Source organism: Fibrobacter intestinalis (genome assembly GCF_900167415.1).
Taxonomy (GTDB): Bacteria; Fibrobacterota; Fibrobacteria; order Fibrobacterales; family Fibrobacteraceae; genus Hallerella; species Hallerella intestinalis.
Genome location: NZ_FUWU01000046.1, coordinates 1 through 25,589 on the forward strand (window position 1 = coordinate 1; position 25,589 = coordinate 25,589).

Below are 25,589 nucleotides of genomic sequence, written 5' to 3' on the forward strand. Positions count from 1 at the left end.
GATGTGCTTCAGGATGATGAGCCCGGTCATGAGACGGATCGGCTTGTTTGGCGCACCCATCTTTTCGTCGAACAATTTGGAAAACTCGGTCTCGAACTTGTTCCAGTCAATCTTGTTCGCGAGAACGTAGAGGGGGTGCTTGTGGTTCAACTGTTCCTCAAGGGAGCAGAAAAGGCTTGTCTGTGCGTGGGATTTTGGCGGTCTGTACATGAAAAAAAATGCAAGGTTTTCAGTCATATTTTAGAAATCCTTGCAATATTTTCACAGGGTAGAAATCAGTTTTCCCCAATAGTTATGCGGGTTGGACGAGATTTTAAGGGAGGACTAATTAATTTAAAATGCATTATATTTATAATCAAATGAAAGTAGGACTTTTGCGTTTTATCTTATTATTGATGGCGAGTACGGTATGCATTGCTTGGTGCCGTATGGTTCCTGTTCAATTGTTGAGTGAAAGGCATCAAACGGAATGGAATTGGGTTGAATATCGTCTAACGTTAAGAAATATTTCGTCAAACGCTATATTTAACCCTGAAATTCGATATTATGCGGAAAATTCAAATATACAGTATTGTAAAAATAACTCGGAAAATGAAAATTGTACATCTGTAAATTGGGGAGAAATCCCTATGGATACGATGCTTTATGCAACAGTAGATTATTCAACATGGTTGTATCCTGTAACGGCAATGGTAAGCTCTATTGGAAGGCATACTTTGATCAAATTAAAGATCAACGCCATTTTGTATGCGAAAGACTCAATCCATATAAATTTTCGTATTTATAAAAAAGATTGGGGGGCTTGGAACTCGGAAAATGATTGGAGTTTTCAAAAAAATGAGCACATTGTAGAACCGAATTATTTCTTTACGGTTTATGATGTTGGGCATAATCTGCTCTGGGGTAATGACCCTTTGACGGGGGAAAGCAATGCGGATGTAGAACTATGGAATGACCGAAACGGCAATTATGCGATAATGCCCTATGACGGAAATTCTTCCGAAATACAAAAGGCGGGGCGTTTCTGGATGATAAAAGATATGCCGCTGAACAAAAAAGAAGCCTTTTTATTAAGGCAAGCGGGAGTTGTTAAGCTTTTGGCCGCAGCAAAGGGTGAAAAATCCTTAATTCTTTTGAAGTCAAATTTCGATATAAGAAAAAAATTAATCGATTCGCTTACCTACGGCTTCTACAACTCATTCGGTGTGGATGATTCGACCGCCTTGAATATCCAATATAGATCATATGATTGGACGGAATGGCGTCAAGAATGTGATTCACTGGGGCAATGTCGCTGGGTTTCGGTTGAGCGGTCAACGGTATTTGCAAAAACCCATTGTTGGGATGACGTTGCTTTGGAAAATTGTCGGAATATTGTGGAATCTTGCGGAGGGGAAAATGCTGCTATTGATAATTATATCATCATTTCGGAAAATACAAAAAATTCTCTTGCTTGTTTGCAAGTGAACCGCGACGTTCAGTCTATTGATATAGTTCATCGGGAATTTGTCGATAATAATATTGGGCGAAAATCCGTGAATATTGAATCTTTACAACAGAGTAATTGGAATGTGGATTTTTCAGGATTCAACGACAGCGTAACTTCTTTATGGCTGGCGAATAAAAAATATACGGGAGAAAATATTGTCGTAGGGGTTTATGATACGGGAATTTATTATGATCATGATGGATTAAATGAATGGATAAATGGTGTGAAAACACCTAGAAATGCTTTTCCGGAAGAAAAGCAGCTTGAAAATGGAAAATATGGAACGCAGGCTTATCATGCTACCCATGTGGCTGGCATTATTGGGGGGAATGGAAAAGGTTCTCCTGGGCATAAGTATAGAGGAATTGCTCCCAAAGTGAAATTCTATTCTCAGGGCTTGTATACTCGTAACCAAAGAGGGCATGTTGTTAACCATTCTCATACCGGAAAGTATGAGGTGAATGGGACTGAGAAAAATACTTTTCTCAATTGGAGAAATGATTCGGTTGATTTTAGGCCAAAAACATTTGTGGCTAGTGCAGGTAATTTTGCAGAGGGCCACTACGATGAAGTGCATGCAAAAGTGGATTCGAACGGATATGGCTTAGGCTTTCATTCGATTGGGTTTGATACAAAAAATGGAATTGTTGTTGGAAATTATGCAAGCCGTACCGGAATTCCCAATACGACGTCAAGTTTGGGTCCTACATGGGACGGACGTATAAAGCCAGATATAATGGCTCCTGGTAGTGGGTTGCAAGTATTCTATTCTCAGAATTCTCCTTTTGTCGCCTATCTCGACTATTTGAAAATAACTCATAAAAATGAATCGACTCCCTATATAAATCTTTACTTTGGCGAAAATGAAAATATTCTTAATACGCAGGCTGAATTTGCGACGACATCGATTGAATCGGTTCGTGATGAAAATGCAACGCATGGTCGTGCGTTAAAATGGATAAATGCGGGATTCATCCCCGCTTCCAATTACATCAATTGGCCTTACCAAACATTCGCCTCTACTCCATTCCATGTTCAACAGGGAGATACTTTTGAAGTGCGCATGCGATTGCCCGAGAAAACCAGGCAAATATATTCAAATGCAATCAAAGGGAAAATTTATCTTGCCAGTGCTGATGATTTTTACAGTCTTCCGGTGTCGTATATTGCACAATCTTATGAAAAGGATATTTCGGGAGTTAATGATGAATACTTTGAAATTTCGTTTATATGGGATCATGAAAGTATTGTTTCCAAGTTTTTCCGATTCGATTTTGATTTGATGGATATAGGCATTGTGTCCAGTGTGCCTTGCGATGAAAAAAATGGGGGAACTTGTTATGATGAGTCTTCGGGAACGTCCATGTCGGCTCCCTATGTCAGCGGAATAGTTGCGTTGATGAATCAAGCTTATATGGATAAGACGGGTGATGAAACTTATTCCCATTCCTTGCGTAATTCCACTTCTAAGGCGATTCTTATCCACACGGCAGATGATATGGTTGATGAGATTGGCTTTGGTCGTTCGCTTGCACATGATGTTTTTGCTACAACTGGGCAGAAAATGCCTGTGGTTTATGGGAAGGGACCGGATTTTGTTACCGGTTGGGGTAAAGTTAATGCGGAAAAGGCTTTAAAAATGTTTGATTCTTATGATTCTTATAAAATGGAGTTTAGAAAATTTCAGGAATTTGAAATTGAGGATGCCATAGAAAAAAGATGGGTCTTAAATGTAAATAAGCATATAGAGCGTTTGAGGGTAACATTGACTTGGGACGATGCTCCTGGAACTCAAAAAAAATGTTTTGAAAAAAAACTACAAAATGATTTGGATTTGTATTTGATTTCTCCTGGCGGAAAATATTATTTTCCATGGAGATTAAAGCCGTTGTCAATCGAAACTATAGATGGAAAGCCTCTTGATGAAAATTGTTCAAATGGGCTTGAAAAAATTTCACTTTCCGAATTGTCGCAAACCGCTTTTAATGACTGCGGAGATGGCAAGAGTTTAAATCCGATATGTTTTGACCATTTGAATAACGTTGAAGTGATAGATGTTGATTTGCCTGAACGGGGAATGTGGATTGTTGCCGTTAGGGCAAAAGTCCAAGAAGGAAATAGCGAAGATGGATTTTCTCAAGTCGCGTCTATTGTTAGTGATTTGCCGCTAGAAAATGCGGAAGGACAGATTGGCTGCGAACTGCTGCATCCATATCGTCCGCAAAGTTCTTTAAGGTGCAGTTTTACGCTTGGAAATAATTTGGCGAATTATGTCACTTTTTCCGAGCAAACCTATGTCGGATTGGGAGATTACATTTTATTGCAAGATGAAAATGAAAACATTATAGGAAAGTATCGATGGAACCAGTTGGCCGGAAAGAGATTGAAGATAAATTCTGCTAAATTATACGTTACATTGGAAAGCGATAATGACTCAAATGTGGGCTATGGATTTAGCATAAGTAAAATCGAGAAAATTCCTTATTCGATGTTGTTTGGAATTCACTAAAAGGAGGATTGAAATATGAAGAAGATGATATTCATCGTTGCTTTTCTGTGCGGAATCGTTTGCGCAGAAGAATCCTGTTACACTTCGACAGAAAGTGGACATCCCCAGATATGTGATATGCAGGGATATGTTTGCAAATTAGGGGTGGATATTGGCGCTCAATATAACGCTATGTTTTTTTATTTGGGGACGGATTCAAGTTGCTCTAATTTGTTTAAATCCTCCAAATTCACAACAACTATTATGCTGAATTATATTGATGAAAATGGGGTGGAACATACTGTTTCAAAGGAGAGTCCGGCTACAAAATTTTTCCTTGTGAATGACGATAATTTTGCTGGACCGCTTTCGATGACTGTTGCAGGTTCTTTTGCGTTATCCGCATATAATGGTTCAGGACGGGTGCACGTTATATACAGGAAAGTTGGCGATATTGAACATGGTGGCGTTCGAATCTTGAGCATTTCGTATATAAAGTGAGGAAGGCTTATGCGAAATTTTATTCCGTTATGTCAAAAATTCATGATGCTACTGGGCTTTGGTGTCCTATTGAATGCTTGCGGTAACGATGGCCCTTCCTACTACTCTTCTGATGAAACTTTTTCGTCTGAAACGGAAACAGGCTCATCATCCTCTGTCGGCATTTCCTCCAGTACACCAGTTGTCGTTTCCTGTTCGTCCAGCTCGTCGGAAGAACTCTATTCGAGCTCTATGGATATTGAAATATCGAGTTCGTCGGAGGTATCGTCCTCGTCAAGTTATGTGCAGAAAAGCAAGGTGCTGAAAGACAGCAGTATCTACTATCCGGAAGAAAATCGCTTGCTTGACTTGCGAGACAGCCAAGAATACAGGACGGTTGTCATCGGGGCGCAGACATGGATGGCGGAAAATTTGAATTACGCCTATCTTGAGCCTGGCTATGATCAAGACTCTACCAGTTTTTGCTATAACAACGATTCTGAAAAATGTAAAAAATTTGGCAGATTGTATATGTTTAGCGCAGCGGTGGATGGTGTTGGAATTTTTGATGGCAAAATCAAAGGATGCTCTTACAGTAGTGATTCGTGTGAGTATCAAGAATCTCTTCGTGGAATTTGTCCTTTAGGCTTTCATTTGCCAAGTAAGCTGGAAGTTGAGGATTTAGTCGAATTTGTCGGAGGTCTTGAGCAAGCGGGCAAAGCCTTAAAATCAACATCAGGATGGCTTGATATTGGTTGTAATGATCCAGCCTCTAGCAGTATTCCCGAATCCTTTGATTGTTCGGATGATTATGGCTTTTGTGTAAAACCTTCAGGATATATATGTCGATTTTATGCAGTAGCCATTGGGCGCGCTTCTGGAAATGAGAGTGTTGCGAATTACTCCGCTTGCGAATATGGTTCGGCATACTTTTGGACATCGTCCGCACCATGTTCGTCCGCAACATGTTCGTCCGCAACATGTTCGTCCGCAAGGTGCAAGAGTCATCCCTATTTATTTTTCTTTTATGCGGGGAATGATTACATGAGTCAAGAAATTGCGGGTCGCATTGGGGATGAAGCCTATTCCATTCGTTGCATCAAAGACTAGTTTTGCATGGGGCTTATATACAAAATTTAATCGGTGGAGGTTTCCTTTAAAAATTCATTTTCAAAAATCGGTTGCACAGGAGGGGCTGGATTTTAGATGTGTCATTGTAGGCTTCCAAAGGGGATGAAACAATTTTTTGCAAACAGGATTGCTTCGTCGCTGTGCGGATTGCCACGTCGCTACGCTCCTCGCAATGACGAATATTCGCCGATAGTCACGCTGTTAGCAGACCGGGGTGACGAAAGTCTCTGCTAGCTGCTGACTGCTGGTCGCTTTTTTCGCACTAAGGGAGCATAGCTCCCAAGGACTCAGGTTAGGCGAGCATCTTGCAGTCTGCGAGAAAAATTTACTTTGTGAAAGAAAATGCCCTGTTTGAAAACGCGTCCTTCCCTTTGCGAAAAGATGTTCAGTACTTTGATTTCTTGCAAGTATTTGGTGGAGAATTGTATACAATTTCCGAAGTTTTTGCTTTGGCGTGGCTAGTAGGCGCCGTCGCTCTTGAAAATCGCCTTGAACGTTTTGGCGATCAGTTGGATGTCGGTGCCGAAGTTCCCGTGGCGCACATACTTGTTGTCCAGGCGCATCCATTCTTCAAAGCCGATGTCGCTGCGCCCGCTGACCTGCCAGAAGCACGTCAGGCCCGGCGTTACGGAAAGCCGCATCTTGTGCCAGGGAAGGTATTCCTTGACTTCGGACGGAAGCGGCGGGCGGGGGCCCACAACGGACATGTCGCCGGCCAAGATGTTGAAAAGCTGCGGCAGTTCGTCCAGGCTGAATTTGCGGAGAATGCGTCCCATCGGGTAAATCCGTGGGTCGTTTTTCATTTTGAACGTCGGGCCGCTGGACTCGTTGAATTTTTCCAGTTCTTTTTTGCGTTCCTCGGCATCGATATACATGCTGCGGAATTTATACATGGTGAACAGATTGCCGTTTTTGCCGACTCGGGTCTGTTTAAAAATCACCGGGCCTTTCGGGTCGCTGATTTTCACGATGGCGGCGCACGCCAGCAGGAGCGGGGAAAGGAGGACAATGGCGCAAAGGGACGAAAAAAAGTCGAACGTCCGCTTGAGCGCAATCTTGACCCGTTCCATATTCCGATTGGTCTGGTTTAAAATATCGGAATAGAAAAGCCTCTTCAGTGAGAAGAATCCGTTGTTCCGCTTGTTGGTGAGCGCAATGGAATGGTCCAACTCCTGATCGAGCTTTTCGGGAAGCCCCGTGTAAATGCTGACTTGAAAAACGGGCTGCTTGAGTTTTTTGCGCAGGACGGAAATGAGTCCCGCTTTTTTGATGTTGATGAGCATTTTTCGGCGCAGGCGTTCCAGCGTGTGCAGGTTGGAGTCGATAAGGATGACGCCGAGTCCGTCCGGATTGTTCAGATAGCCGATGACGTCGGTGAATTTGGTTTCCGTAAGGACCGTCAAGACGGCGATTTTCCAGGCTTGGACAAATGAAGAGTCGAATTTGCTGAATCCGACCAAATCGAATTGCCGAGTGACGATTTTAAAATACAGAAAAGGATGCTGGTTTCGGTTCGTGCGCAAAAATTCTTCGCGCAGGCGAGCTTTGAAGAAGTGGGCGGGGAACACCACATTCCCGATATCTTTTGGAGAAAGCAGCTCCTCCGGCTTGGATTGTGTAAAATCGTAATTCACATAACAAATATAATTTATGATTTTCTAAATTTTAGGCGGAAAAATTTAAATGGAGATGCTTATGCGCATAGGACTCATTGGCACTGGAACTATTGGTGGCGGTGTCGTTGAAATTATCGAATCGAAAGCTTCGCAGTACCGCGAAAAATTGAATGTGAATTTGGAACTCGCTTGCATCTGTGCCAAGAGCGACGAGGAAGTGGCGCCTTACAAGGCCAAGGGCTACACGACGACGACCGATGCGATGCAGATGATTGCCGATCCGTCTATCGATGTGATTATCGAACTCGCCGGCGGCTATGAAATGCCCCGCAAGTGGATTCTGGCGGCTTTGGAAAACAAGAAGCACGTGGTGACGGCGAATAAGGCGATGATTGCCAAATACGGTCATGAAATTTTCCCGCTCGCCGAGAAGAACGGCTGCCATGTCCTGTTTGAAGCGGCGGTCGGCGGCGGAATCCCGATTATTCGCAGCATTCAGGAAGGTTTTGTCGGCAGCGAAGTGGAGCACTTGAGCTGCATTATCAATGGAACGTGCAATTACATCCTTTCCCGCATGGGCGAAAGCGGACTCTCCTTTGAAAGCGCTTTGCAGGAAGCGCAGGAGAACGGTTTTGCCGAACGCAATCCGACATTTGACATCGAAGGAATTGATTCGGCGCACAAAACGGCGATTCTCGCGAGTCTTTGCAGCGGCAAATATGTGGATTTTGAAAAAATCCATGTGACGGGCGTTTCCAAGATAACGGCGGAAGACATTTTGAATGCCAAGGAACTCGGCTATAAAATCAAGCTGCTCGGTATTTATGGCCGGGGGGCGGACGGCTCTGTCGATGCTCGGGTGCATCCGTGCCTTGTACCGAACGACCATCTTTTGGCAAGCGTCGATGGCGTATTGAATGCTGTCTATTTGCAGTGCGACAATTTGGGGCAGACTTTGCAGACGGGGGCCGGCGCGGGTCGTTTGCCGACTGCCAGTGCGGTCGTTGCCGATTTGGTGTCGCTCGCTCGTTCGACGGATGTCGGTTCTCGCAAGCCGCTCCCGATGGGCTGGTTCACCAAGGAAAATCCGGCGACGCTCATCCCGGTGGATGAAACCTATTCCCGCTATTATTTGCGCTTTACGACCAAGGATTCCTGTGGCGTTTTGGCAAGCATCACGGGCATTTTCAGCCAGAACAACATCTCGATTGAATCCATCATCCAGAAAGACGTGAAAGATCCGGGCAAAGTGAGCATTGTCGTGGTTTCGGAACGCTGCAAGGAAAGCAAAATCCTGGCGGCGCTCGAGGCTATCGATTCGCTGTCTTCCATTGCGGAAAAAAGCCAGATGATTCGCTTTTTGAAATAAGGCCGCCATGCTTCGGGGAAATAAACTCGAATTCGTATTGCACCTTTTAGGTGACGCCCTGGCGGTTTACCTGTGCTTTGTCGCCGCCTTCTGGGTGCAGTTTCACAGCGGCTGGGTGGTCGATAAATTTGATCCGTCCAGAATGCTGTCGGAATATACCCGGGTGGGATTCGCATCCGCTTTCGGATGGCTTTCCCTGTTTGCGCTGACCGGGCTTTACCGCTCCTGGCTGTTGCTTTCCCGGACGTTGCAGGTCTTGTATGTCGCTCGGGCGGCTTTTATTGGAATTGCGGCGATTCTTCTGGGGCTGTTCGGCTTTGAATTCATCGGTCGGCTGACGCGGGGCGCGCCCCTTTGGGGAAATTATACTTACGGCTCCCGCTTTTGGTGGATTCTGCTGTATGGCGTAGTGATTTTCTTCGGAGTGGCCTGCTTCCGTATGGGAATCGCTTTGTTCTTGCGAATCCTTCTGCGGAAAGGCTTTGGCGCGAATCGCTTGCTGGTTTTGGGCGCAACGGAAGCCGGGGAAAAAATCGCCAAAGCGTTTGCCAAGTCTCCCGAACGCGGACAAAAAGTCCTGGGATTTTTGGATGAGCATTTTCAGGTGATGCCTCACGAATTTGCCGGATTTCCCGTTCTCGGCAAATATGCCGATTTGTCAAGCATTGTCAAAAAATGTAAAATCTCGGGCATCGTCATTTCGCACGACAGCTCGTCTTTGCAAGAGGTCACCCGGGTGCTCGCCTGGGCGCGGGATTTGCCTTTGCATATTTATGTGATTCCCGGACTTTACAACGTCATTAGCGGACATTACAAGACGAATCTTGTGCACGGCTTTGAATTGCAGGAGCTTTTTGCCTTTACCATGCCGCCTTGGCAGGTGCAGATTAAGCGCCTGATGGATATCGTCATCGCCGCTTTGCTTCTGCTCATCACATTGCCGATAATGCTTGTGACGGCGATAGCCATCAAGCTGGATTCCAAGGGTCCCGTTTTCTATTCGCAGGAACGGATCGGACTTTATGGCAAGCGGTTCATGGTGCGCAAATTCCGGACGATGCGGACGGACGCCGAAAAGAACGGTGCGCAGTGGGCGACCAAAAACGATCCCCGCATCACGCGGGTGGGTCGGCTTTTAAGAAAAATGCGTATCGATGAATTGCCGCAGCTCTTGTGCGTGTTGAAAGGAGACATGAGCATGGTGGGACCTCGCCCGGAGCGGGCTGTTTTCATTGAAAAATTGCGGGAACAGATCCCGTTCTACATTGGACGCTTGAAAATGAAGCCGGGGCTTACGGGCTGGGCGCAGGTGCGCTACCATTACGACACGAGCATTGAAGATGTGCAAAAGAAGCTGGAATACGATATGTATTACTACGAAAATATGTCGCTGCTTCTCGACTTGCAAATCCTTTTCCGAACGATTTATGTCGTGCTCACCGGCAAAGGGGCGCAATAGCATGAGCGAAAAAAAATCCTTTTTAAAAGGAAAGGAACCTGTCACTTTCTTGGATTTGTTTGCGGGAGCAGGTGGAATTAGCGAAGGCTTTTTGCAATCCTATACGGATGAAAAATACTTTGATTTTGTTCTAGCGAGTGATATTAATTCTAATTGTGAATTGACTCATAAAGTTCGTTACAATGAAGTTCTCGGATTGAATACGGAATTCCTTTGCGAAGACATCATGTCGGATTCTTTTTTGAAAAATTTGAAAAAGAAAATTGGAGGTAAGCAGATAGATGTTATCACTGGTGGTCCCAGTTGCCAATCCTTTAGCCTTTCTGGAAGACGTCGAAAATACGACAAACGAGACAACTTGTTTGAGCACTATCTGAAAGTCATTCGTGAGATTCGTCCCAAATATTTCGTGATGGAGAACGTGAAGGGGATCCTTACCAAAGATAATGGTAAGTTTAAAGAAGAAATCATGCGACAAATCTTGTCGATAATTGATTCAAAGAAAATAAATTTGCTTTACGATTATCTTGATAAAATGCTTTGTCGTGCAGCATCTCCTTTCGAGAGAAAGTGTATTTTGGCGAAAATACATTTAGAAGTAGATGAAAGTCCGGACATTGAAAATTTAGCAGGAAATTTCTTTGTTCCCATAGAGGAGATGTTCAAACGACTGACACGGGGAATCGATTATCAAATCAGCAAATCCAGTCGAGACATTGCCACCATAAGGCATGGAATACAGTTTTTGAAACATATAAATGAACGTCAAAAATTAAAAGCATCTGTCATTCAAGAAAAAACCTTGTGCGATATGGACAACGACTGTTTTGTGGATTCCATGAATTCTTTTATCGCCGTCATTGAAGATGATTTTATCATAGATAAAATTATAGAAGCAATGAGAAATTTAAAAGAATTTGAAAAGCAGACATCAGAGGTTTCTTCGTTTATTTCGATGCTTTATTTGTATGCTATGAGCCTGGATGAATGTTTTGCCTTTATCCGTGATTACGCTTGTCAAGACAAATCGGAAAAGGAGTATGACGACATTTTAAATAAAGTGCGGCTTTATAGAATCCATAAGCCCATTGTCGTACAGGCTGCAAATTATGGAGTCCCGCAAAATCGGGAGCGAGTTCTTTTTATCGGATGCAGAAATGACCAACAACTGATAACCGAAATTCCACCTACTGTCTCCAAAGAGGAACGTGTCACCGTTTACGAGGCTTTGTGGGATTTGGATTTTATTGGAAATGGAGAAACCAAAACAGATTATCTGCCTGTTAAGAAAAATCCAAAATTAGATAAACTGCTTTTGGAAAGAACTGTCTCGGGATGCAAAAACGAAAAAGGCGAAAAAAAGCTTTATGCTGAATGGTCTAAAGAAGGGCGTTTAGGTCATCGTTTTGTTTTCGATAGAAAACCATTTTATGTAAAAAGCGAAGGGGATTTGGAAAATCCAAAATCTTTTCAGGAACAAGAATTGTTTAACCACCAAACCAGCTTGCAAAATGAAGAAGTCCAAAAGAGGCTAAAAATCATTGCAAAACATCAGGGTTATACAGATGCTTGCAAAGAAGAATTGAAGAAGAAAAATCTGGAAACCAATAAAAGAAATTACACGCTTTTGAATCCTGAATCTCAAAGCCCTACCGTCGTTACCATGTCCGATGACTTTGTGCATTATTCCAGACATCGTGCAATGACTGTTCGGGAAATGGCTCGACTCCAATCTTTTGATGACTCGTTTGTTTTTCAAGGGAAACGTCAAACAGGTGGCACAAAGCGTAAATCCGAAATTCCCCAATACACATTGGTGGGAAACGCAGTGCCACCGCTTATGGCTAAAGCAATTGGGAACAAAATTTTAGAAATGATTCAGTAAAGGAATGAAAATGATTCACATGCGTTCTTTTAATGAATTTGAAAAGAGAAATATTGAATATTTGGTGAATCTTAATGTTGATTTTACGCAGGTGCAAGTTACGGCAACAGGACTCCACAAATCCATCTTAGATGCAACTGCCCCTATGAGAACTTATTTGCGAGAACATCGTATTCATGATTATGGGTTGCAAAAAAAAGGACAGGATTTTAAGGTTTCTAAACCTACAGTGATCCATACTGGAATCAAAGCCATCGAAACAAGAACATCTTTTTATCGTCCAGAGACAAAAGAGGGAGACCCAAGACTGTGGATTTATAAATTAAAGGATTTTTCTGAGCCAAATGATATTTATGCTATAATTGCACAATCGCCAAATCAATTGCATGTTGTTGATTTAACGAAAATAGATATTCAAAAATTTTGCGAAACAAGTGAAGTAAATCCTTTACAAGAGCTGGTATTCGGTCTGTCGGAAATTAGGGATTCTATTTCCATTGAATTGTTGCATAAACTTTTTAAATTTAGAAATGAATGGATTGATACTGATTTGAGTGCGGATACGGCCATCGGTCGAAAAATTGAATCCTTACTCGGCATATCAATGAACGCGTCTCAATTGCCCGATTACAAAGGAATTGAATTAAAAAGTTTTCGCGACGCAAGGCCTAATATCAAAAAGAATCTTTTTTGTAAAGTTCCAGATTGGGATATCAGTAAACTAAAGAGTGCTGCTGAGATCGTTGAAAAATATGGCTATAATTCAAACGGAATAAAATCATATCGAAATACACTTTATAGTAAATATCCTAATTCACAAAATTTACGTTTAAATGTAAACTACTTGGACGCTCTTTTAGAAATTGAAGAAGATGAAATTCTAGGAAATGATTTTAAGAAAATTTCCGATGTAGCTGTCTGGCGACTTCAAACTCTTCATCAACAATTATTGACGAAACATCATGAAACTTTTTGGATAGAAGTGAATTCAAGAAAAATTGAAAATGGAAAAGAACAATTTATGCTCAACAAGATTGAACATACAAGAAATCCAATAGTTTCTCAATTTGATATTCTGTTAGAGCAAAGTTTGATTACCGTTGATCTTTTGCTTGGTAGGCCGAAAAAAGATTCTTTAGGCCTTATTAAAAAAGGAGGAGATTCCGTGATTTTCAAAATCAAGAAAAATGCCACCTCCTTATTATTTCCAGAAAGCAGAATCTACAATTTTTAAACCACAACTCTTAACTCGGAACAAAAATTATGTATGGTGACAATTCAAAACCGGTTTTCCCCACAGAAGATGCGCTCACGATGATTCGCTTGGCGCTTGCCGAAGACGTGCATTCGGGAGATGTGACAAGCCTCTGGACCATTCCTGCAGAGCAAAAGGAACACGCGCGCCTGATAGCCAAGGAAGACGGCGTGATTGCGGGACTTCCGGTGATAGAACTCGTTTTTCGGGAACTTCGGGCAAATGTGCAAGTGACTTTTCACTGTCAAGATGGCGACGTTCTCAAAAAGGGCGACTTGATTGCGGAACTCGACGGCGGTACGCGTGATTTGCTGACGGGCGAACGGACTTTGCTCAATTTTATCCAGCAGCTTTCCGGAGTGGCGACGGTTGCACACCGCTTTCAGGAAGTGCTCAAGGTCGGCAAGACGAAGGTCCTCGATACGCGTAAAACGATTCCGGGATTCCGCACGATGCAGAAGTATGCAGTCCGCGTGGGCGGCGGCAGCAATCATCGCATGGGGCTTTTCGACATGGTTCTGGTGAAGGACAACCACATTGCGGCGTGTGGCGGCGTGCTGGAAGCGTTGGAAGTGGTCAAAAAGAACAATGTGCAGAATCTGATGGTCGAAATGGAAGTCGAAAATCTCGAAGACCTGAAAAAACTTTTGCACAAGGGCGTCGATGTGATTATGCTCGACAATATGTCGAACGAAATGATGGCGGAAGCGCTTCGGATTATTCGGGAAAGCGGCGACAAGGTTTTGGTCGAAGGTTCGGGCAACATGACTCTGGAGCGCGCAAAAGAAATCGCGACTCTCGGGCTGGATTTTATTTCGGTCGGCGCTTTAACGCACAGCGTCAAGGCTCTGGATATTTCCATGCGGATTTAGGCTAGAGAAATCGATGAAAAATCAAGCAGAAGTTTTCACCTTTGTCGTCGATGTGGGCAATACGCACACGGTTCTGGCGATTTACGCAGGCGAAAAAATTGTGGACCATTGGCGCCTTACCACCCGCAAAGAAACGACGAGCGACGAGGTGATGAATCGTGTCGGCGGGCTTATCCGATTTTCACAAATCAACACCGAAGAAATTTCCTATGTGGGGCTTTCGACGGTGGTTCCTGTGCTCGAACGCCCGTGGATCAAGGCTTTGCAAAAGCTCTTGAAAAAGCCCGTTCAGGTGGTGAGTTCCAAAAATTGTCTGGATTGCCCGATAGCTTATGCGAATCCGGCTTCTTTGGGGGCGGATCGCCTGTGCAATGTCATCGCTTTGAAAAATCGGGGCTTGCAAAATGCGATTGTGATCGACATGGGAACGGCGACGACCTTCGATGTCCTGTATCAAGGAGGCTTCGCTGGCGGTCTCATTATCCCGGGAATTAGCGCGAGCATGGATGTGCTGACCGAGAAGGCGGCGCGTTTGACGCCGGTAAGCATTGAATGGCCGGCGCGCGTTGTGGCAAATAATACGGACGATGCGATTCGAGCTGGGCTTCTTTTTGGATTTATCGCCGAATTGGAAGCGCTGGTTTTTAAAATCAAATCGGAACTAGGCAAAGAGGATATGCCCGTTTTTGCAACGGGAGGCTGGGGGCGCATGATTCTGGGGCATACGAAGATTATCGACACTTACGATCCCTATCTGACGGTGGACGGCGTGCGTCTGGTGGCGATTTGGGGAAATCGGGCAGAAAAAATAGACCGGGACAGCGACGAAGTCTGACCGTCTCCTCTAAAAATTCATCTTGCGAAAAAATCTAAGGCTGCAAAGTTGCCGAGTTTCGTATTGCGGCTGGCGATGAAGGAAAGTGAGAGATCAGCGGTTAGCGGCGAGTGGTTTGTGAAAAGCGGCAAGGATGTCACGACCCGTTTTTTGCCTGGGACGGCAAATGGCACGATGCCAAAACGGGATTTGGGAACATTCCAAAGCGCATGAGTTCGTGATGATTCCACGAATCCGAGGGGAAAATGTTAAATTTGTTCCAGACGTAAAAGGAAAAATCATGCAGGTTCTTCTCACGGGCGGTGCGGGTTATATCGGAACTCATACGATTGTTGAATTGGACAAGGCGGGCCATTCCGTTGTCGTTGTCGATAATCTGGTAAATTCCTACGAAGAAGCGCTTCGCCGAGTGTCAAAAATCATAGGCAAAGAAATCGCATTTGAAAAGGTGGATGCGCGTGACGCTCTCGCCATGGAACGGGTCTGCCAGAAATACCGGTTTGACGCCTGTATTCATTTTGCGGGCCTTAAAGCTGTCGGGGAATCCGTCCAGAAGCCGTTGGAATATTATGAAAACAACATGAACTCCGTCTTTGTTCTGTTGAAAGCGCTCCGCGGTCATGGCTGTAAGAATTTCATTTTTTCGTCTTCTGCGACGGTTTACGGCAATCCGGCGCAAATTCCCATTTCAGAAGAATGTCCCAAGGGGATTTGTACGAATCCCTATGGGCATACCAAGTCCATGCTGGAACAGGTTCTGATGGATGTGCAAAAAGCCGACCCGGAATGGAACGTGGTCCTGCTCCGTTATTTCAATCCGATAGGGGCGCATCCGAGCGGTCTTATTGGCGAGGACCCGAATGGAATCCCGAACAATTTGATGCCCTACATCACGCAGACCGCTGTCGGCTTGCGCAAGGAACTGGGCGTTTTTGGAAACGATTACGATACTCCGGATGGCACGGGCGTGCGGGATTATATTCACGTGTGCGATTTGGCGGCGGGCCATGTCTGCGCTTTGCAGGCGATTGAACGCCGTTGCGGGCTCGCCGTTTACAATCTGGGCACGGGACGCGGCTATTCGGTTTTGGATGTGGTCCACGCATTTGAAAAAGCGAATGGAGTCCGGGTTCCTTATTGCATAAAGCCGCGGCGCGCGGGCGATATTGCGACCTGTTTTTGCAATCCGGAAAAGGCTTTTCGGGAATTGGGCTGGAAAGCCGAATTCGGCTTGGAAGAAATGTGTCGCGATGCCTGGAACTGGCAGAAAAAAAATCCCAAAGGATATAGAGGATAAATATGGCAGAAAATGAAAATACGATGAACGCGCCGGTTTCGGCTGCACCCAAAGACGACGAGATTTCGATTCTCGAAGTTTGCGGAATTTTGTGGGAAAAAAAATTCTTTCTGCTGTTCTGCCTTATTTTGGGAGCGGTTGTCGGCGTGCTTGCCGCTTATTGGATTCGTCCGCAATACACGAGCGACGCCCTGTTGCAAATCGATGTTTCGGGCAGTGCTTCGGCAAAGGCCTTGGGCGATATGGGCGCTCTGCTGGAATCGTCGAGCCCTGCGGATGCGGAAATCGAACTGATAAAAAGCCGCATGGTGCTGAATGACGTCGTGGAGCAGGAAAAGCTCTGCTACTCGGCGACTCCGATTGGGAAAATGAACCGCCTGCTGCATCGCGAAGGCCGCATGGATTTGGACTCCCTTTACATTCCGGAGTTTGCTCGAACCGAAGAATGGAAAGCGGTCGTGCTTTCCCCGGATTCTTTTGCGGTTCTGGATCCCGAAGAAAAGCAAGTCCTCCGGGGTGAGGTGCGCAAGCTGCTCGTGGCTCCTTATGCGGGCGATACCTTGGCAATTCGTGTTAGTTTGTTGCGGGCCGAAGCTGGCGAAGAATTTGCGCTCGCCCAGAGTTCGCCGTTGAATGTGGCGCGGGCTTTGGCGACTGGATTGGAAATTGCCGAGAAGGGCAAAAAGACGGGCATTCTGACCATGAATTTCAGCCATCGCTATCCGGATCGGGCTGCGGCTATTTTGAATGCGGTGGCGAACGCCTACTTTCGGCAAAACGTAGAAATGCGAAGCGCCGAAGCCGAAAAAACGCTGGCGTTTTTGGAAGAGCAACTGCCGGCGGTCAAGGCGAAGCTCGACACTTCGGAAAAGGTTCTTGCGGATTACCGTTTTCAGGTCGGTTCCGTCGATATGACGGGGGAAACCCACGCCCTTTTGGAAAAAGAAACGAATTTGCAAAAACAGTTGCTGGAACTGGGTGCGGAACGCCAACGCCTTGTTCGGCTTTTTACTGAAGAGCATCCCAATGTGCAGACGATCGTTGCGCAGCAACAACGCATTCAAAACGAATTAAACCGTCTGAAAAAGAATGCCGAAAAAATGCCCAAGACCCAGCAGGAAATTTTGCGCTTGCAGGCGGACCTTTCGGTGAACAATACGGTCTATCTGGATATGTTGAATAAAATTCAGCAGTTCCGGGTCGTGCGCGCAGGGGCGATTGGCAATGTGCGTATTGTGGATTATGCGCAGGTGGAAACGAAACCGTCCAAGCCTAAAAAGACGATGATTGTGTTGGGTTCTGTGGCGGGAGGATTTGTTTTGGGCGTTCTGATCATTTTCTTTTTGCGGGCGCTCTCGCCGCGCGGCGTGCGCAGCTCTGTGGAACTGGAACGGGAAACGGGGGAAGTCGTCCTGGCTAAAATTCCCAGAACATTCAGCCGCGTTCTCACCAACCGTCGGCGTTCCGGCGAGGGAAATCCGATTCTTGTGCTGGAAGATCCGGACGATCCGGCGAGCGAAAATATCCGTTCGCTTCTGACAGCCGTGGAATTTGGAATGCTTTCCAAAACGAACAACGTGATCATGGTGACGGGCATTGACAAGGGCATCGGCAAAAGCTTTATCTCTTTGAATTTTGCTGCGGCTATGGCAAACGCCGGGAAAAAGGTCCTGCTTATCGATGCGGATATGCGCAGGGGAAAGCTCATTCGCAAGCGGCGGAAAGGCCTTGTCGAAGTCCTCTTGGGCAAGGAATCTCTGGACTCGATGGTCACTCTCTACGACAATGTGGAAAATCTTTATGTGTTGAGTACGGGCATTCTCAACGTCACGGCTAGCGAATTGCTTCGCGGACAGGCTTTTGCCAATCTGGTGGCGGAAGCCCGTGAAAAGTACGACGTGGTTCTCATTGACACGCCGCCGGTCGCTTTGGCGACGGATGCTGAACTGATGGCGAATCTGGCGACTCTGGTTTTGTTCGTAATCAAGTACAACACGCACAGTATGGAAGAAATTCAGGAAGTGCTGAAACGCTTAAAACGCTACACGAGCGGCCAGCTTGCCCTTGTAATGAACTCTTGTATGAGAGAACGCGGTTATGGGTACGGGTATTACGGGGGATACGGGGGGGGGTATTCTCGTTACGAGAAATACTAAAGAAAGACTTTTAGAAATGAGCTTTTGCGTGGAGTCGATATGCGTTGTTTAGTAACGGGCGGTGCCGGATTTTTGGGCAGTCACCTTTGTGAGCGTCTGTTGGACGATGGTCATGAAGTCATCTGTCTGGACAATTATTTTACAGGGCGTCTTGCCAATGTCAATCACCTGCGTGACAATCGCCGTTTTGAACTCATCCGTCACGATGTGACGGAACCGATTCTTTTGGAAGTGGATCGCATTTATAATTTGGCTTGTCCGGCAAGTCCTATCCATTACCAGTATAATCCGGTCAAAACCATCAAGACCAGCGTGATGGGCGCAATCAATATGCTCGGGCTTGCCAAGCGTGTTCATGCCCGGATTTTGCAGGCTTCGACCAGCGAGGTCTATGGCGATCCGGAAGTGCACCCGCAAACGGAAGATTACTGGGGAAACGTGAATCCCATCGGCATTCGCAGCTGCTATGATGAAGGCAAGCGCGTGGCGGAAACCCTTTTTATGGATTACCATCGGCAGAACCGTGTCGATATTCGCATTGTGCGCATCTTTAACACTTATGGCCCGAGAATGCTCCCGAATGACGGTCGGGTTGTCAGCAATTTTATTGTGCAGGCGTTAAAGGGCGAGGACATCACCATTTACGGTTCGGGCGAGCAGACGCGCAGTTTTTGTTATGTCAGCGATTTGATAGAAGCTTTTGTCCGGATGATGGATCAGGACGATTGCATCGGTCCGGTGAATGTCGGAAATCCGCACGAGTTCACCATGCTGGAACTCGCCCAAAAAATTATTGAACTGACGGGCAGCAAAAGCAAAATCGCGTATATGAGCCTGCCCGGGGACGATCCTAAAAAGCGCAAGCCGGATATTCGCCGTGCGCAAAAGGCCTTGAACGGTTGGGAACCCCGGGTTCAGCTGGAAGAAGGCTTGCGTAAAACGATTGAATATTTTGAATCGGAGTGTCAGTCCGGATTGGGAATCAAAAACCAGCAGAGCAGATAGGCGAGCACTCCCGTTCCCAAGGAAAGGAAAATTCCCGCTATCCATAAAATGCGGACGATGGTGGGGTCGATGTTGAAGTATTCGCCGATTCCTCCGCAGACGCCGGCGATTTTTTTGTTGTTTTCGGACAGGGTTAGCTTTTTCATCGATTGCCTTCAAGGTGTTAATAATTTTTTTCAAAAATAAAGTAGCAATTTTGCGTTCGAGAAACGTTATACCCTATGAGATCTCTCATTAAACCAAAGGAGGCTAAAAATGAGAGATAGTCGTTTACAAAAAATCCTGTTCACCCTTTCCCTGTTCGCTATTTGTATGGCGGGCTGCTCCCAGAGCGAAAAAACGGAAGGGCCGAATCCCCTCAAAACATCCGTGCATTTGGATGCGGTCTGTAAAAGTCTTCCGCTGACGGACAGTCTGGTTTTGGACTTGGTCGGCCCGGATACTTTTCATGTGGTTCTGGGCGATTTGGAAGCCAGCGTGGATAAGCTGCTGAATCCGGGAAGCTGGAATTTCTATGCCAAGTATTACGCCAACGGCCTATTGGTGCAACAAGGCGAAGTCGCAGCGGAACTTTCGGCAGGGGAAGAGGTCAATATCTCCATATCCATGCGTGCAGTGGCGGGCTTTTTATTTGTGCGGATTCCTCTGGGGCTTACCAATCCGATGGACATCGCTTCGGGAGAGCTTTCGCTTGTCTCCGGCAAGGATTCTCAGTCGTACCCGCTTTCCTTTACAGCGGAAGCGGCGACGGTTTCTACGGGAATGCTTGTGATAGGGCAAACTTACGATGTGCACTTGGAATTGTTTTCGTCTTCGGGGGAACTCCTTTACCAGATGGATTCGCAAGTGCTGATCGACGGCGAAAATTTCGCTTTGAATTGGGAACTGAACTCCCTGCATGCCGATGTTTCGCTTTCAATAAAATCGGATTCGCTTTCCACTTTTTCGGCGACGGCCTTTTTGCCTTCGAAATTGCGTGCGCCCAAGGCGGGCGATTTGACTATCACGGAATTCATGACCGAAGGCAAGGATGAATTTGTGGAATACTACAACGCTTCTTTGGACACTTTGGATTTGCAGGGATGCTCCTTGTGGGCGACGAGCAGTTCTTCCTTTAAGTCTATGGTGGAAATTCCGGAGACGGTATTGCTTCCACCGGATGCATTCTTGATCTTTGGAAACGATTCGATGCCAGGCAGGGATATTCCGGTAAAGCTTTCTATGCCGGGCACAAAGGGTTCTATCGCTCTGCGCTGTGGTGAATTGACCATAGATTCTCTGTTCTATGTGAGCGAAAAAACGGTAACGGCAGATACGACGGGAGCTTATGCGGGAATTTCTCCTTTCGCAGTGGATTCCAAATGGAGCTTGCAGCTTCCGCTGGAGAATTATAAGAATCGCGAAAACGGCTTATCTTGGTGTAACGGGGAATTCTCGCTGCACCAGAAAGCGAATTGTGCGGATTAAATGTTTGAACATAATTGCTTTGGCAGAAATGGTAGCCATCTAGGAAGATGTCGAGAGAATTCTCTAGAGCCGTTTCATTTGTCAGCTTGAAGTGAATGCAAAAAGGCGTTGCTTTGCGCAACGCCTAATTATCGCAAAAGACACCTAAAAAGTTATCTTTGCAGAGTCCGTTTAATCAGAAGTGAAATTTTCGCCGATTCCAGCCTGTTAAGCGGACTTTTTTATTTGCGGGGATTGTTATTCCCTCGTCCACTACCGGATGGGCCTTTGCCTCCGCCGTGTCCTGTGGGCCATCCTGCTCCTGTTGGGTCATTTTGAGGTTGTGCCATATTGGGTCTCCTTTTGCTTGGTTTTACCATTGTATTTGATTGCTTGTTATATGCCAGCCGTCGCCTTCAGGACAGCGGTAAACGTGCATTGTTATTCCTGTTGCGATTTTGCGCTCGTTGGCGACGATGTTTGCTTCGGTTTTGGTAAAATAAAGATTCTTTTTCTTACCGTCTTTGCCGCAGCATGAACACATATCTATTTAGCCCTCCTTTGTTCTCTAGTTTTTTGAATTTGCTGATTGCGATTTTTTTGTACATCGTCCCACTGCTTGTTGGTTCCCGGTGTACCCCAATTTCCGTTTTGCATATTGCTTTCGTTGTCTTCTGGTTTGATTGTCATAGTGTTTTCCTTTTCATTTCTTCTTGGGCGGAATAGCCGTTGAAGCAATGAAAAAATACTTTGCTCATTATCGTGATACAAGGTATTTGCTTTGAAAGAAATTCACAAAAAAAGGGGGTAAGAGAAAAAAAGAGGGGTAAGAAAAAAGTAGGGGGGGAGTTTACTTCATCAATATCGTTTTTGCTATGTCCTCAATAATCGATGGCATTTCTTTGTTTTGATTTTTATAGATGTCGTAATGGGTAATTATACCGATGCCGGGCTTATGAATGGGAAAAAGGGAGGTCAATATAAGCGATTGTTCTATTGATTGTTTTGAAAAATCTTTTATGAGTTGTTCAGACGGACCGGTCCTTTTTACAGTTGCTATATTTTCTTTGGTAAAAAACGAAGTAACAGAATGCTTTAAATAATCAGCTACTTCTTGCATGTTTTTTGCGTTGATTAGTTCTTGCATATCTATGTTTGAAAGGTAGTTGTTAGTAGCGGATTCATAGTTGTCACCCTTGTCTAAAGTTTTGTTGCTGGGAAGGAGCTTGCTTACTCTTTCCATAGGCTCTCTTCGGGCATTTTTACCATAGTCGTCTTTTTCTTTTGGATGAACCATTTTTTTCTGGCCTCTTCTAATTGCATCTTCTATTGGCTCTTTTGGAATAAATCCATAGTCGCGATAATTTTGCCATGTTTCGTGAGCAATACTTTCTAGTACAGCTTGATTCTGAGTTTTCTCAATATATTTTAATGGAAGTAGATGTATGTTGTAATATCTACCGAGATAAAATAAATTCTTTAACTGCACTAGATAACCTTTAGCTCCGCCTGTTTTTGCCACGGAGATGTTTCCGAAAGAGACAAACATTTCTTTAAAGAATACAGATTTTTGTTCTTCGCTTAAATTTTCGAACTTGACGGTTTCAAGTTGTTCCTTGAACCATTGCCGAGCGGATTTAAGATTTTCGGCAGATTCTTTCTTATCATTCTTTATTATTTCAAATTCTTGGCTATGTTTTTCATTCCACAAACGATTTTCTTCTGATGGAATTTCGGGATTGTTAAATGGATAGTCTCCGAAAAATCTCTTGAAAAAGTCAATTTTTTCGCATGATGTTTTTTCTATAAAATTGCAGAAGGTGTGTATGAACCAAAATTCTTCAATAAGATCATTTACAAACTTTTTATCGTCCTCAAGAAATTCCTCTGTTGATATGCAAGATTGAACATTTTTGAAAATTTTTAAACACGCTAGTTTTGATTTGAAAATACTTCTTCTTATTTCTTCTTGGGTAGATGGTATGTTGTCAACATTGAATGTTTTTTTATAGCAAAACTCAAAAATTTTGCGATACATTTCTCGCCGTCGATTGATTTCATTCGGGGGAAGAAATTTGCTACTATACATTTTGGCATAAATGAATTCAATAAAAGCATCCATTGTGGATTTAGTTGCATCTTCTATTGATTTTAAATGAAGAAATTTATTTTTGATAAAACGATAAAAATCAGTGTGAAATCCTAGATTTTTTGTTATGGAATCATAGGCTTTGTAAAACTCAATGCAGTAATCTTTTTTGAATTTCTCGAACATAGAGTAAAATATCTAATTCTGATTTTATGGTTTAAGCGGTTGATAATTTGATGATGCGCCTCTATTTCGTAATCGTGAGCAAAATTTCCGTGTTATATGCCTTTTGGGAAATTTCGCCCAATCAACGGAAACGGAAACCGGCAAACGGCTTTCGAAAGCGGGGCTCGTCCAAAATGCTCGCCCAAAGAAATCCTTTGCGGGCTTCCCGAATGCTGAAGGCGAATTTGGGTTCCGGAGTTTGCTCTCTGGAATAATCGGTGTCGGCAATTTCCGCTCGGGAGATTTCGTCGCTGGCTTCGGGAACGTCTGAGTTCGTATAGATTCTAGCGGCTTCCTGAAAGCGATTCTGCAAAGGAGGTGTTTCCGCAGCTTGCGGAGAAACGGCGGGAATTTCTTCCGGGATGCTTTCCTGTTCGGTCAAAACCTTGGGCGATTCGGGCTCCGGCAGAATTTCCCCGTTTTGCTTTGCCTGTTCTTCTCGGAATTTGCGGATTAACTCTTGCAAAGGATCGGGAGGTGTCGGTGGCAAATCCTCTTCCGACTCCATATCGTCTTCGTCGGGAAAATCGTCCTCGTCGTTTCCGTACTCGCTCTCGTCATCGTATTCTTGCTCGGGGGGCGGCACGGGGCGGCTTTTTTGTTCGGCGCGCTTTTTAATCCACGTCGCACCGACTTGCAGAGCCACAATGACGAGAAAGAAAAGGAGTCCTTCCATGGGGAATCTTTACGGGTTGGGTTGATTCGGCTGGGAATTTTCGCCCGTGACGAGTTGCGTGCGCATTTGCGTATCGGCCTGGATGTTTTTCATATTGTAATAATCCATTACACCGAGACGACCGGAACGGAGAGCGTCCGACATGGCCATGGGAACTTGTGCTTCGCTTTCCACCAGCTTGGCGCGCATTTCCATCACTTTGGCTTTCATTTCCTGTTCGGCAGCGGTCGCCATGGCGCGGCGTTCTTCCGCTTTTGCCTGGGCGATTTTCTTATCCGCTTCGGCTCGGTCTGTTTCCAGGCGCGCTCCGATATTTTGGCCGACATCGACGTCGGCGATGTCAATAGAAAGAATTTCAAAAGCGGTTCCCGCGTCAAGCCCCGAAGCGAGGACTTTTTGGGAAATCATGTTCGGATTTTCCAAGACGTCCTTGTGGCTTTTTGCTCCGCCGATAGAGGAAACGATTCCTTCGCCGACACGGGCGACGACGGTTTCTTCGCCGGCTCCGCCGACCAGTTTCTGAATGCTTGCGCGCACGGTAATTCGGGCGACGGCGTGCAGCTGAATGCCGTCGAGGGCGACTGCGCTGACCCGGGGAGTTTCAATCACTTTGGGATTGACGGACATCTGCACGGCTTCGAGAACGTTGCGACCGGCAAGGTCGATTGCTGCGGCTTGCTTGAAATCCAGTTTGATGTTCGCTTTGTTGGCGGCGATGAGAGCCTGGATGACGCGGAGAACATTTCCTCCCGACATGTAATGCGCTTCGAGCAGATTCGTATCGACCGGCATTCCGGCTTTGCAACTGAGAATGCGGGCATCGACGATGATTTTGGGAGGCACTTTGCGGAGTCGCATGCCAATCAGCTGGAACATGCTGACCCCGGCTTTGGAAAATAACGCCTGGAGCCAGAGATTAAAAAATTTGGCGACAAAAGCCAAGATGATGAGTCCGATGATGACGGCGATGATGATGCCCAGAATGGCGATGTTACCCATAAAGTCCTCTTTAAAAGTTTTCCTTAATATATATTTCTGTTTGCGAAAATGGTTTATGTCCGCTTTTAAAAATGGCTTTGGGGTTATTTAGTGGCTAGTATTCAGCGGACAGTGATCAGCTGCTAGCGGCGAGAGCCTTTCGACTAGTTCGACAAGCTCACTAACCGAGGCTCAGGGACCGTCTGTCGAACCATGGTTAGGGATTGGTTGAAAGTTGGAAGTAGGGAAATTCGGAAAAATGATTTCTTGCTGATTTGGTTTTGAAAAGCGGTAGGTCATCGCTTCCCCTGTCCCATTCAAAAATTCGTCTAGGGAATTTTATACAATCTTCTTCCAAATTTCCTCAAATAATTTTTTTTAAAGCGCGGATTTCTTTTTCACAAGGGAAATTTCTTCTCGCAGACTGCGAGGTGCTCGCTTTCCCATGAGCCTTGGAAGCTCCGCTTCCTTTAGGCGAATTGTGCAAAGCCGAAGCAATCTGTGCTGGCACCTCGTCGTTGCGAGGAGCGTAGCGACGTGGCAATCTTGTCAGCGGGAAAGGATTGCTTCACCCCTCCGGGTTTCGCAATGACGGTCGCTTTCAAATATGACTGATTTTCTCCTTGGTGGGTACGCAATGACGAATACTACTAGTCTCCTCGAAGATAATGCCTGCAAACAAGCTTGCGGCGCAACATTCGCCTTGCACGCTTTTGCAAAGGCTCCCTTCCAGGGACAATTCGTCTAAAAGAGTAAAACTCTTAAGACTCATGGGCAGCCCCTTTTCCCTTCACCCTATCCCCCGCCACGCTTTGTGGTAGGAAGTTTTGGTTTTGTG

The 25,589-nt window shown here is 45.3% G+C and carries 20 protein-coding genes and 1 pseudogene; 13 read left to right on the forward strand and 8 right to left on the reverse strand.

Translation table 11 applies throughout. The features are described 5' to 3' along the window. A pseudogene (locus tag B5D40_RS15375) lies at positions 1-210 on the reverse strand (IS5/IS1182 family transposase); the annotation flags it as partial. 149 nt (positions 211-359) lie between these two features. On the opposite strand from B5D40_RS15375, the gene B5D40_RS11380 reads away from it, so the two are divergent. Genes B5D40_RS11380 through B5D40_RS11390 form a run of 3 tightly spaced genes read left to right on the forward strand, consistent with a single transcriptional unit; the run spans position 360 to position 5,567 of the window. After that, positions 360-3,998, forward strand: coding sequence for a S8 family serine peptidase (locus B5D40_RS11380; protein ID WP_158222098.1), 3,639 nt, complete (start codon positions 360-362; stop codon positions 3,996-3,998). Positions 3,999-4,013: 15 nt separating this feature from the next. Then, the gene (locus B5D40_RS11385) at positions 4,014-4,478 is read left to right on the forward strand and encodes a hypothetical protein (RefSeq protein WP_073304909.1); all 465 of its coding nucleotides are present in this window, start codon (positions 4,014-4,016) and stop codon (positions 4,476-4,478) included. Between the two features lie 9 nt (positions 4,479-4,487). After that, complete coding sequence (locus tag B5D40_RS11390; protein WP_078777000.1) at positions 4,488-5,567, forward strand: FISUMP domain-containing protein; 1,080 nt, start codon at positions 4,488-4,490, stop codon at positions 5,565-5,567. Positions 5,568-6,046: 479 nt separating this feature from the next. On the opposite strand, the gene B5D40_RS11395 is transcribed toward B5D40_RS11390, so the two are convergent. After that, entirely contained in the window at positions 6,047-7,222 is a 1,176-nt protein-coding gene (locus B5D40_RS11395; RefSeq protein WP_073304913.1) for a sugar transferase, read from the reverse strand. Between the two features lie 61 nt (positions 7,223-7,283). On the opposite strand from B5D40_RS11395, the gene B5D40_RS11400 reads away from it, so the two are divergent. The 9 genes from B5D40_RS11400 to B5D40_RS11440 all read left to right on the forward strand — a co-directional run bounded on the left by B5D40_RS11400 (position 7,284) and on the right by B5D40_RS11440 (position 19,337). Continuing rightward, positions 7,284-8,573, forward strand: a complete 1,290-nt coding sequence (locus tag B5D40_RS11400) for a homoserine dehydrogenase (protein ID WP_234978172.1) — start codon at positions 7,284-7,286, stop codon at positions 8,571-8,573. Positions 8,574-8,580: 7 nt separating this feature from the next. Next, positions 8,581-10,032: a sugar transferase gene (locus B5D40_RS11405; protein WP_078777001.1), complete on the forward strand. Its 1,452-nt coding sequence runs from the start codon at positions 8,581-8,583 to the stop codon at positions 10,030-10,032. Between the two features lies 1 nt (position 10,033). Then, positions 10,034-11,917, forward strand: coding sequence for a DNA cytosine methyltransferase (locus tag B5D40_RS11410; RefSeq protein ID WP_073304916.1), 1,884 nt, complete (start codon positions 10,034-10,036; stop codon positions 11,915-11,917). Positions 11,918-11,927: 10 nt separating this feature from the next. Next, entirely contained in the window at positions 11,928-13,151 is a 1,224-nt protein-coding gene (locus B5D40_RS11415) for an MvaI/BcnI family restriction endonuclease (RefSeq protein ID WP_158222097.1), read from the forward strand. Between the two features lie 29 nt (positions 13,152-13,180). Then, the gene (gene nadC / locus B5D40_RS11420; RefSeq protein WP_078777004.1) at positions 13,181-14,044 is read left to right on the forward strand and encodes a carboxylating nicotinate-nucleotide diphosphorylase; all 864 of its coding nucleotides are present in this window, start codon (positions 13,181-13,183) and stop codon (positions 14,042-14,044) included. A 13-nt stretch (positions 14,045-14,057) separates the two neighbouring features. Beyond that, positions 14,058-14,879: a type III pantothenate kinase gene (locus B5D40_RS11425; protein WP_078777005.1), complete on the forward strand. Its 822-nt coding sequence runs from the start codon at positions 14,058-14,060 to the stop codon at positions 14,877-14,879. 280 nt (positions 14,880-15,159) lie between these two features. Beyond that, complete coding sequence (gene galE, locus B5D40_RS11430; protein ID WP_073304969.1) at positions 15,160-16,176, forward strand: UDP-glucose 4-epimerase GalE; 1,017 nt, start codon at positions 15,160-15,162, stop codon at positions 16,174-16,176. A 2-nt stretch (positions 16,177-16,178) separates the two neighbouring features. After that, entirely contained in the window at positions 16,179-18,332 is a 2,154-nt protein-coding gene (locus tag B5D40_RS11435) for a polysaccharide biosynthesis tyrosine autokinase (RefSeq protein WP_078777006.1), read from the forward strand. Between the two features lie 39 nt (positions 18,333-18,371). Further along, complete coding sequence (locus tag B5D40_RS11440) at positions 18,372-19,337, forward strand: UDP-glucuronic acid decarboxylase family protein (protein WP_073304922.1); 966 nt, start codon at positions 18,372-18,374, stop codon at positions 19,335-19,337. On the opposite strand, the gene B5D40_RS11445 is transcribed toward B5D40_RS11440, so the two are convergent. Further along, positions 19,298-19,483, reverse strand: coding sequence for a PspC domain-containing protein (locus B5D40_RS11445; protein WP_073304924.1), 186 nt, complete (start codon positions 19,481-19,483; stop codon positions 19,298-19,300). The genes B5D40_RS11440 and B5D40_RS11445 overlap by 40 nt on opposite strands. A gap of 109 nt (positions 19,484-19,592) precedes the next feature. Between B5D40_RS11445 and B5D40_RS11450 the strand changes: the two genes are divergently transcribed. Then, a complete protein-coding gene (locus B5D40_RS11450; RefSeq protein ID WP_143394392.1) occupies positions 19,593-20,804 on the forward strand; it encodes a lamin tail domain-containing protein in 1,212 nt (403 codons plus the stop codon). Between the two features lie 352 nt (positions 20,805-21,156). On the opposite strand, the gene B5D40_RS15700 is transcribed toward B5D40_RS11450, so the two are convergent. The 5 genes from B5D40_RS15700 to floA form a co-directional block, all read right to left on the reverse strand. Next, positions 21,157-21,327 carry a hypothetical protein gene (locus B5D40_RS15700; RefSeq protein WP_158222096.1) on the reverse strand — a complete coding sequence of 57 codons (171 nt, stop codon included), beginning with the start codon at positions 21,325-21,327 and terminating at the stop codon, positions 21,157-21,159. A 2-nt stretch (positions 21,328-21,329) separates the two neighbouring features. Beyond that, complete coding sequence (locus B5D40_RS11455; protein ID WP_078777008.1) at positions 21,330-21,554, reverse strand: hypothetical protein; 225 nt, start codon at positions 21,552-21,554, stop codon at positions 21,330-21,332. Positions 21,555-21,633: 79 nt separating this feature from the next. Next, positions 21,634-23,058, reverse strand: coding sequence for a hypothetical protein (locus tag B5D40_RS11460; RefSeq protein WP_078777009.1), 1,425 nt, complete (start codon positions 23,056-23,058; stop codon positions 21,634-21,636). Between the two features lie 121 nt (positions 23,059-23,179). Further along, on the reverse strand, positions 23,180-23,773 hold the full coding sequence (locus tag B5D40_RS11465; protein ID WP_078777010.1) for a hypothetical protein: 594 nt from the start codon (positions 23,771-23,773) through the stop codon (positions 23,180-23,182). Positions 23,774-23,782: 9 nt separating this feature from the next. Beyond that, positions 23,783-24,772, reverse strand: coding sequence for a flotillin-like protein FloA (gene floA, locus B5D40_RS11470; protein WP_073304929.1), 990 nt, complete (start codon positions 24,770-24,772; stop codon positions 23,783-23,785). Positions 24,773-25,589: the final 817 nt, after the last annotated feature.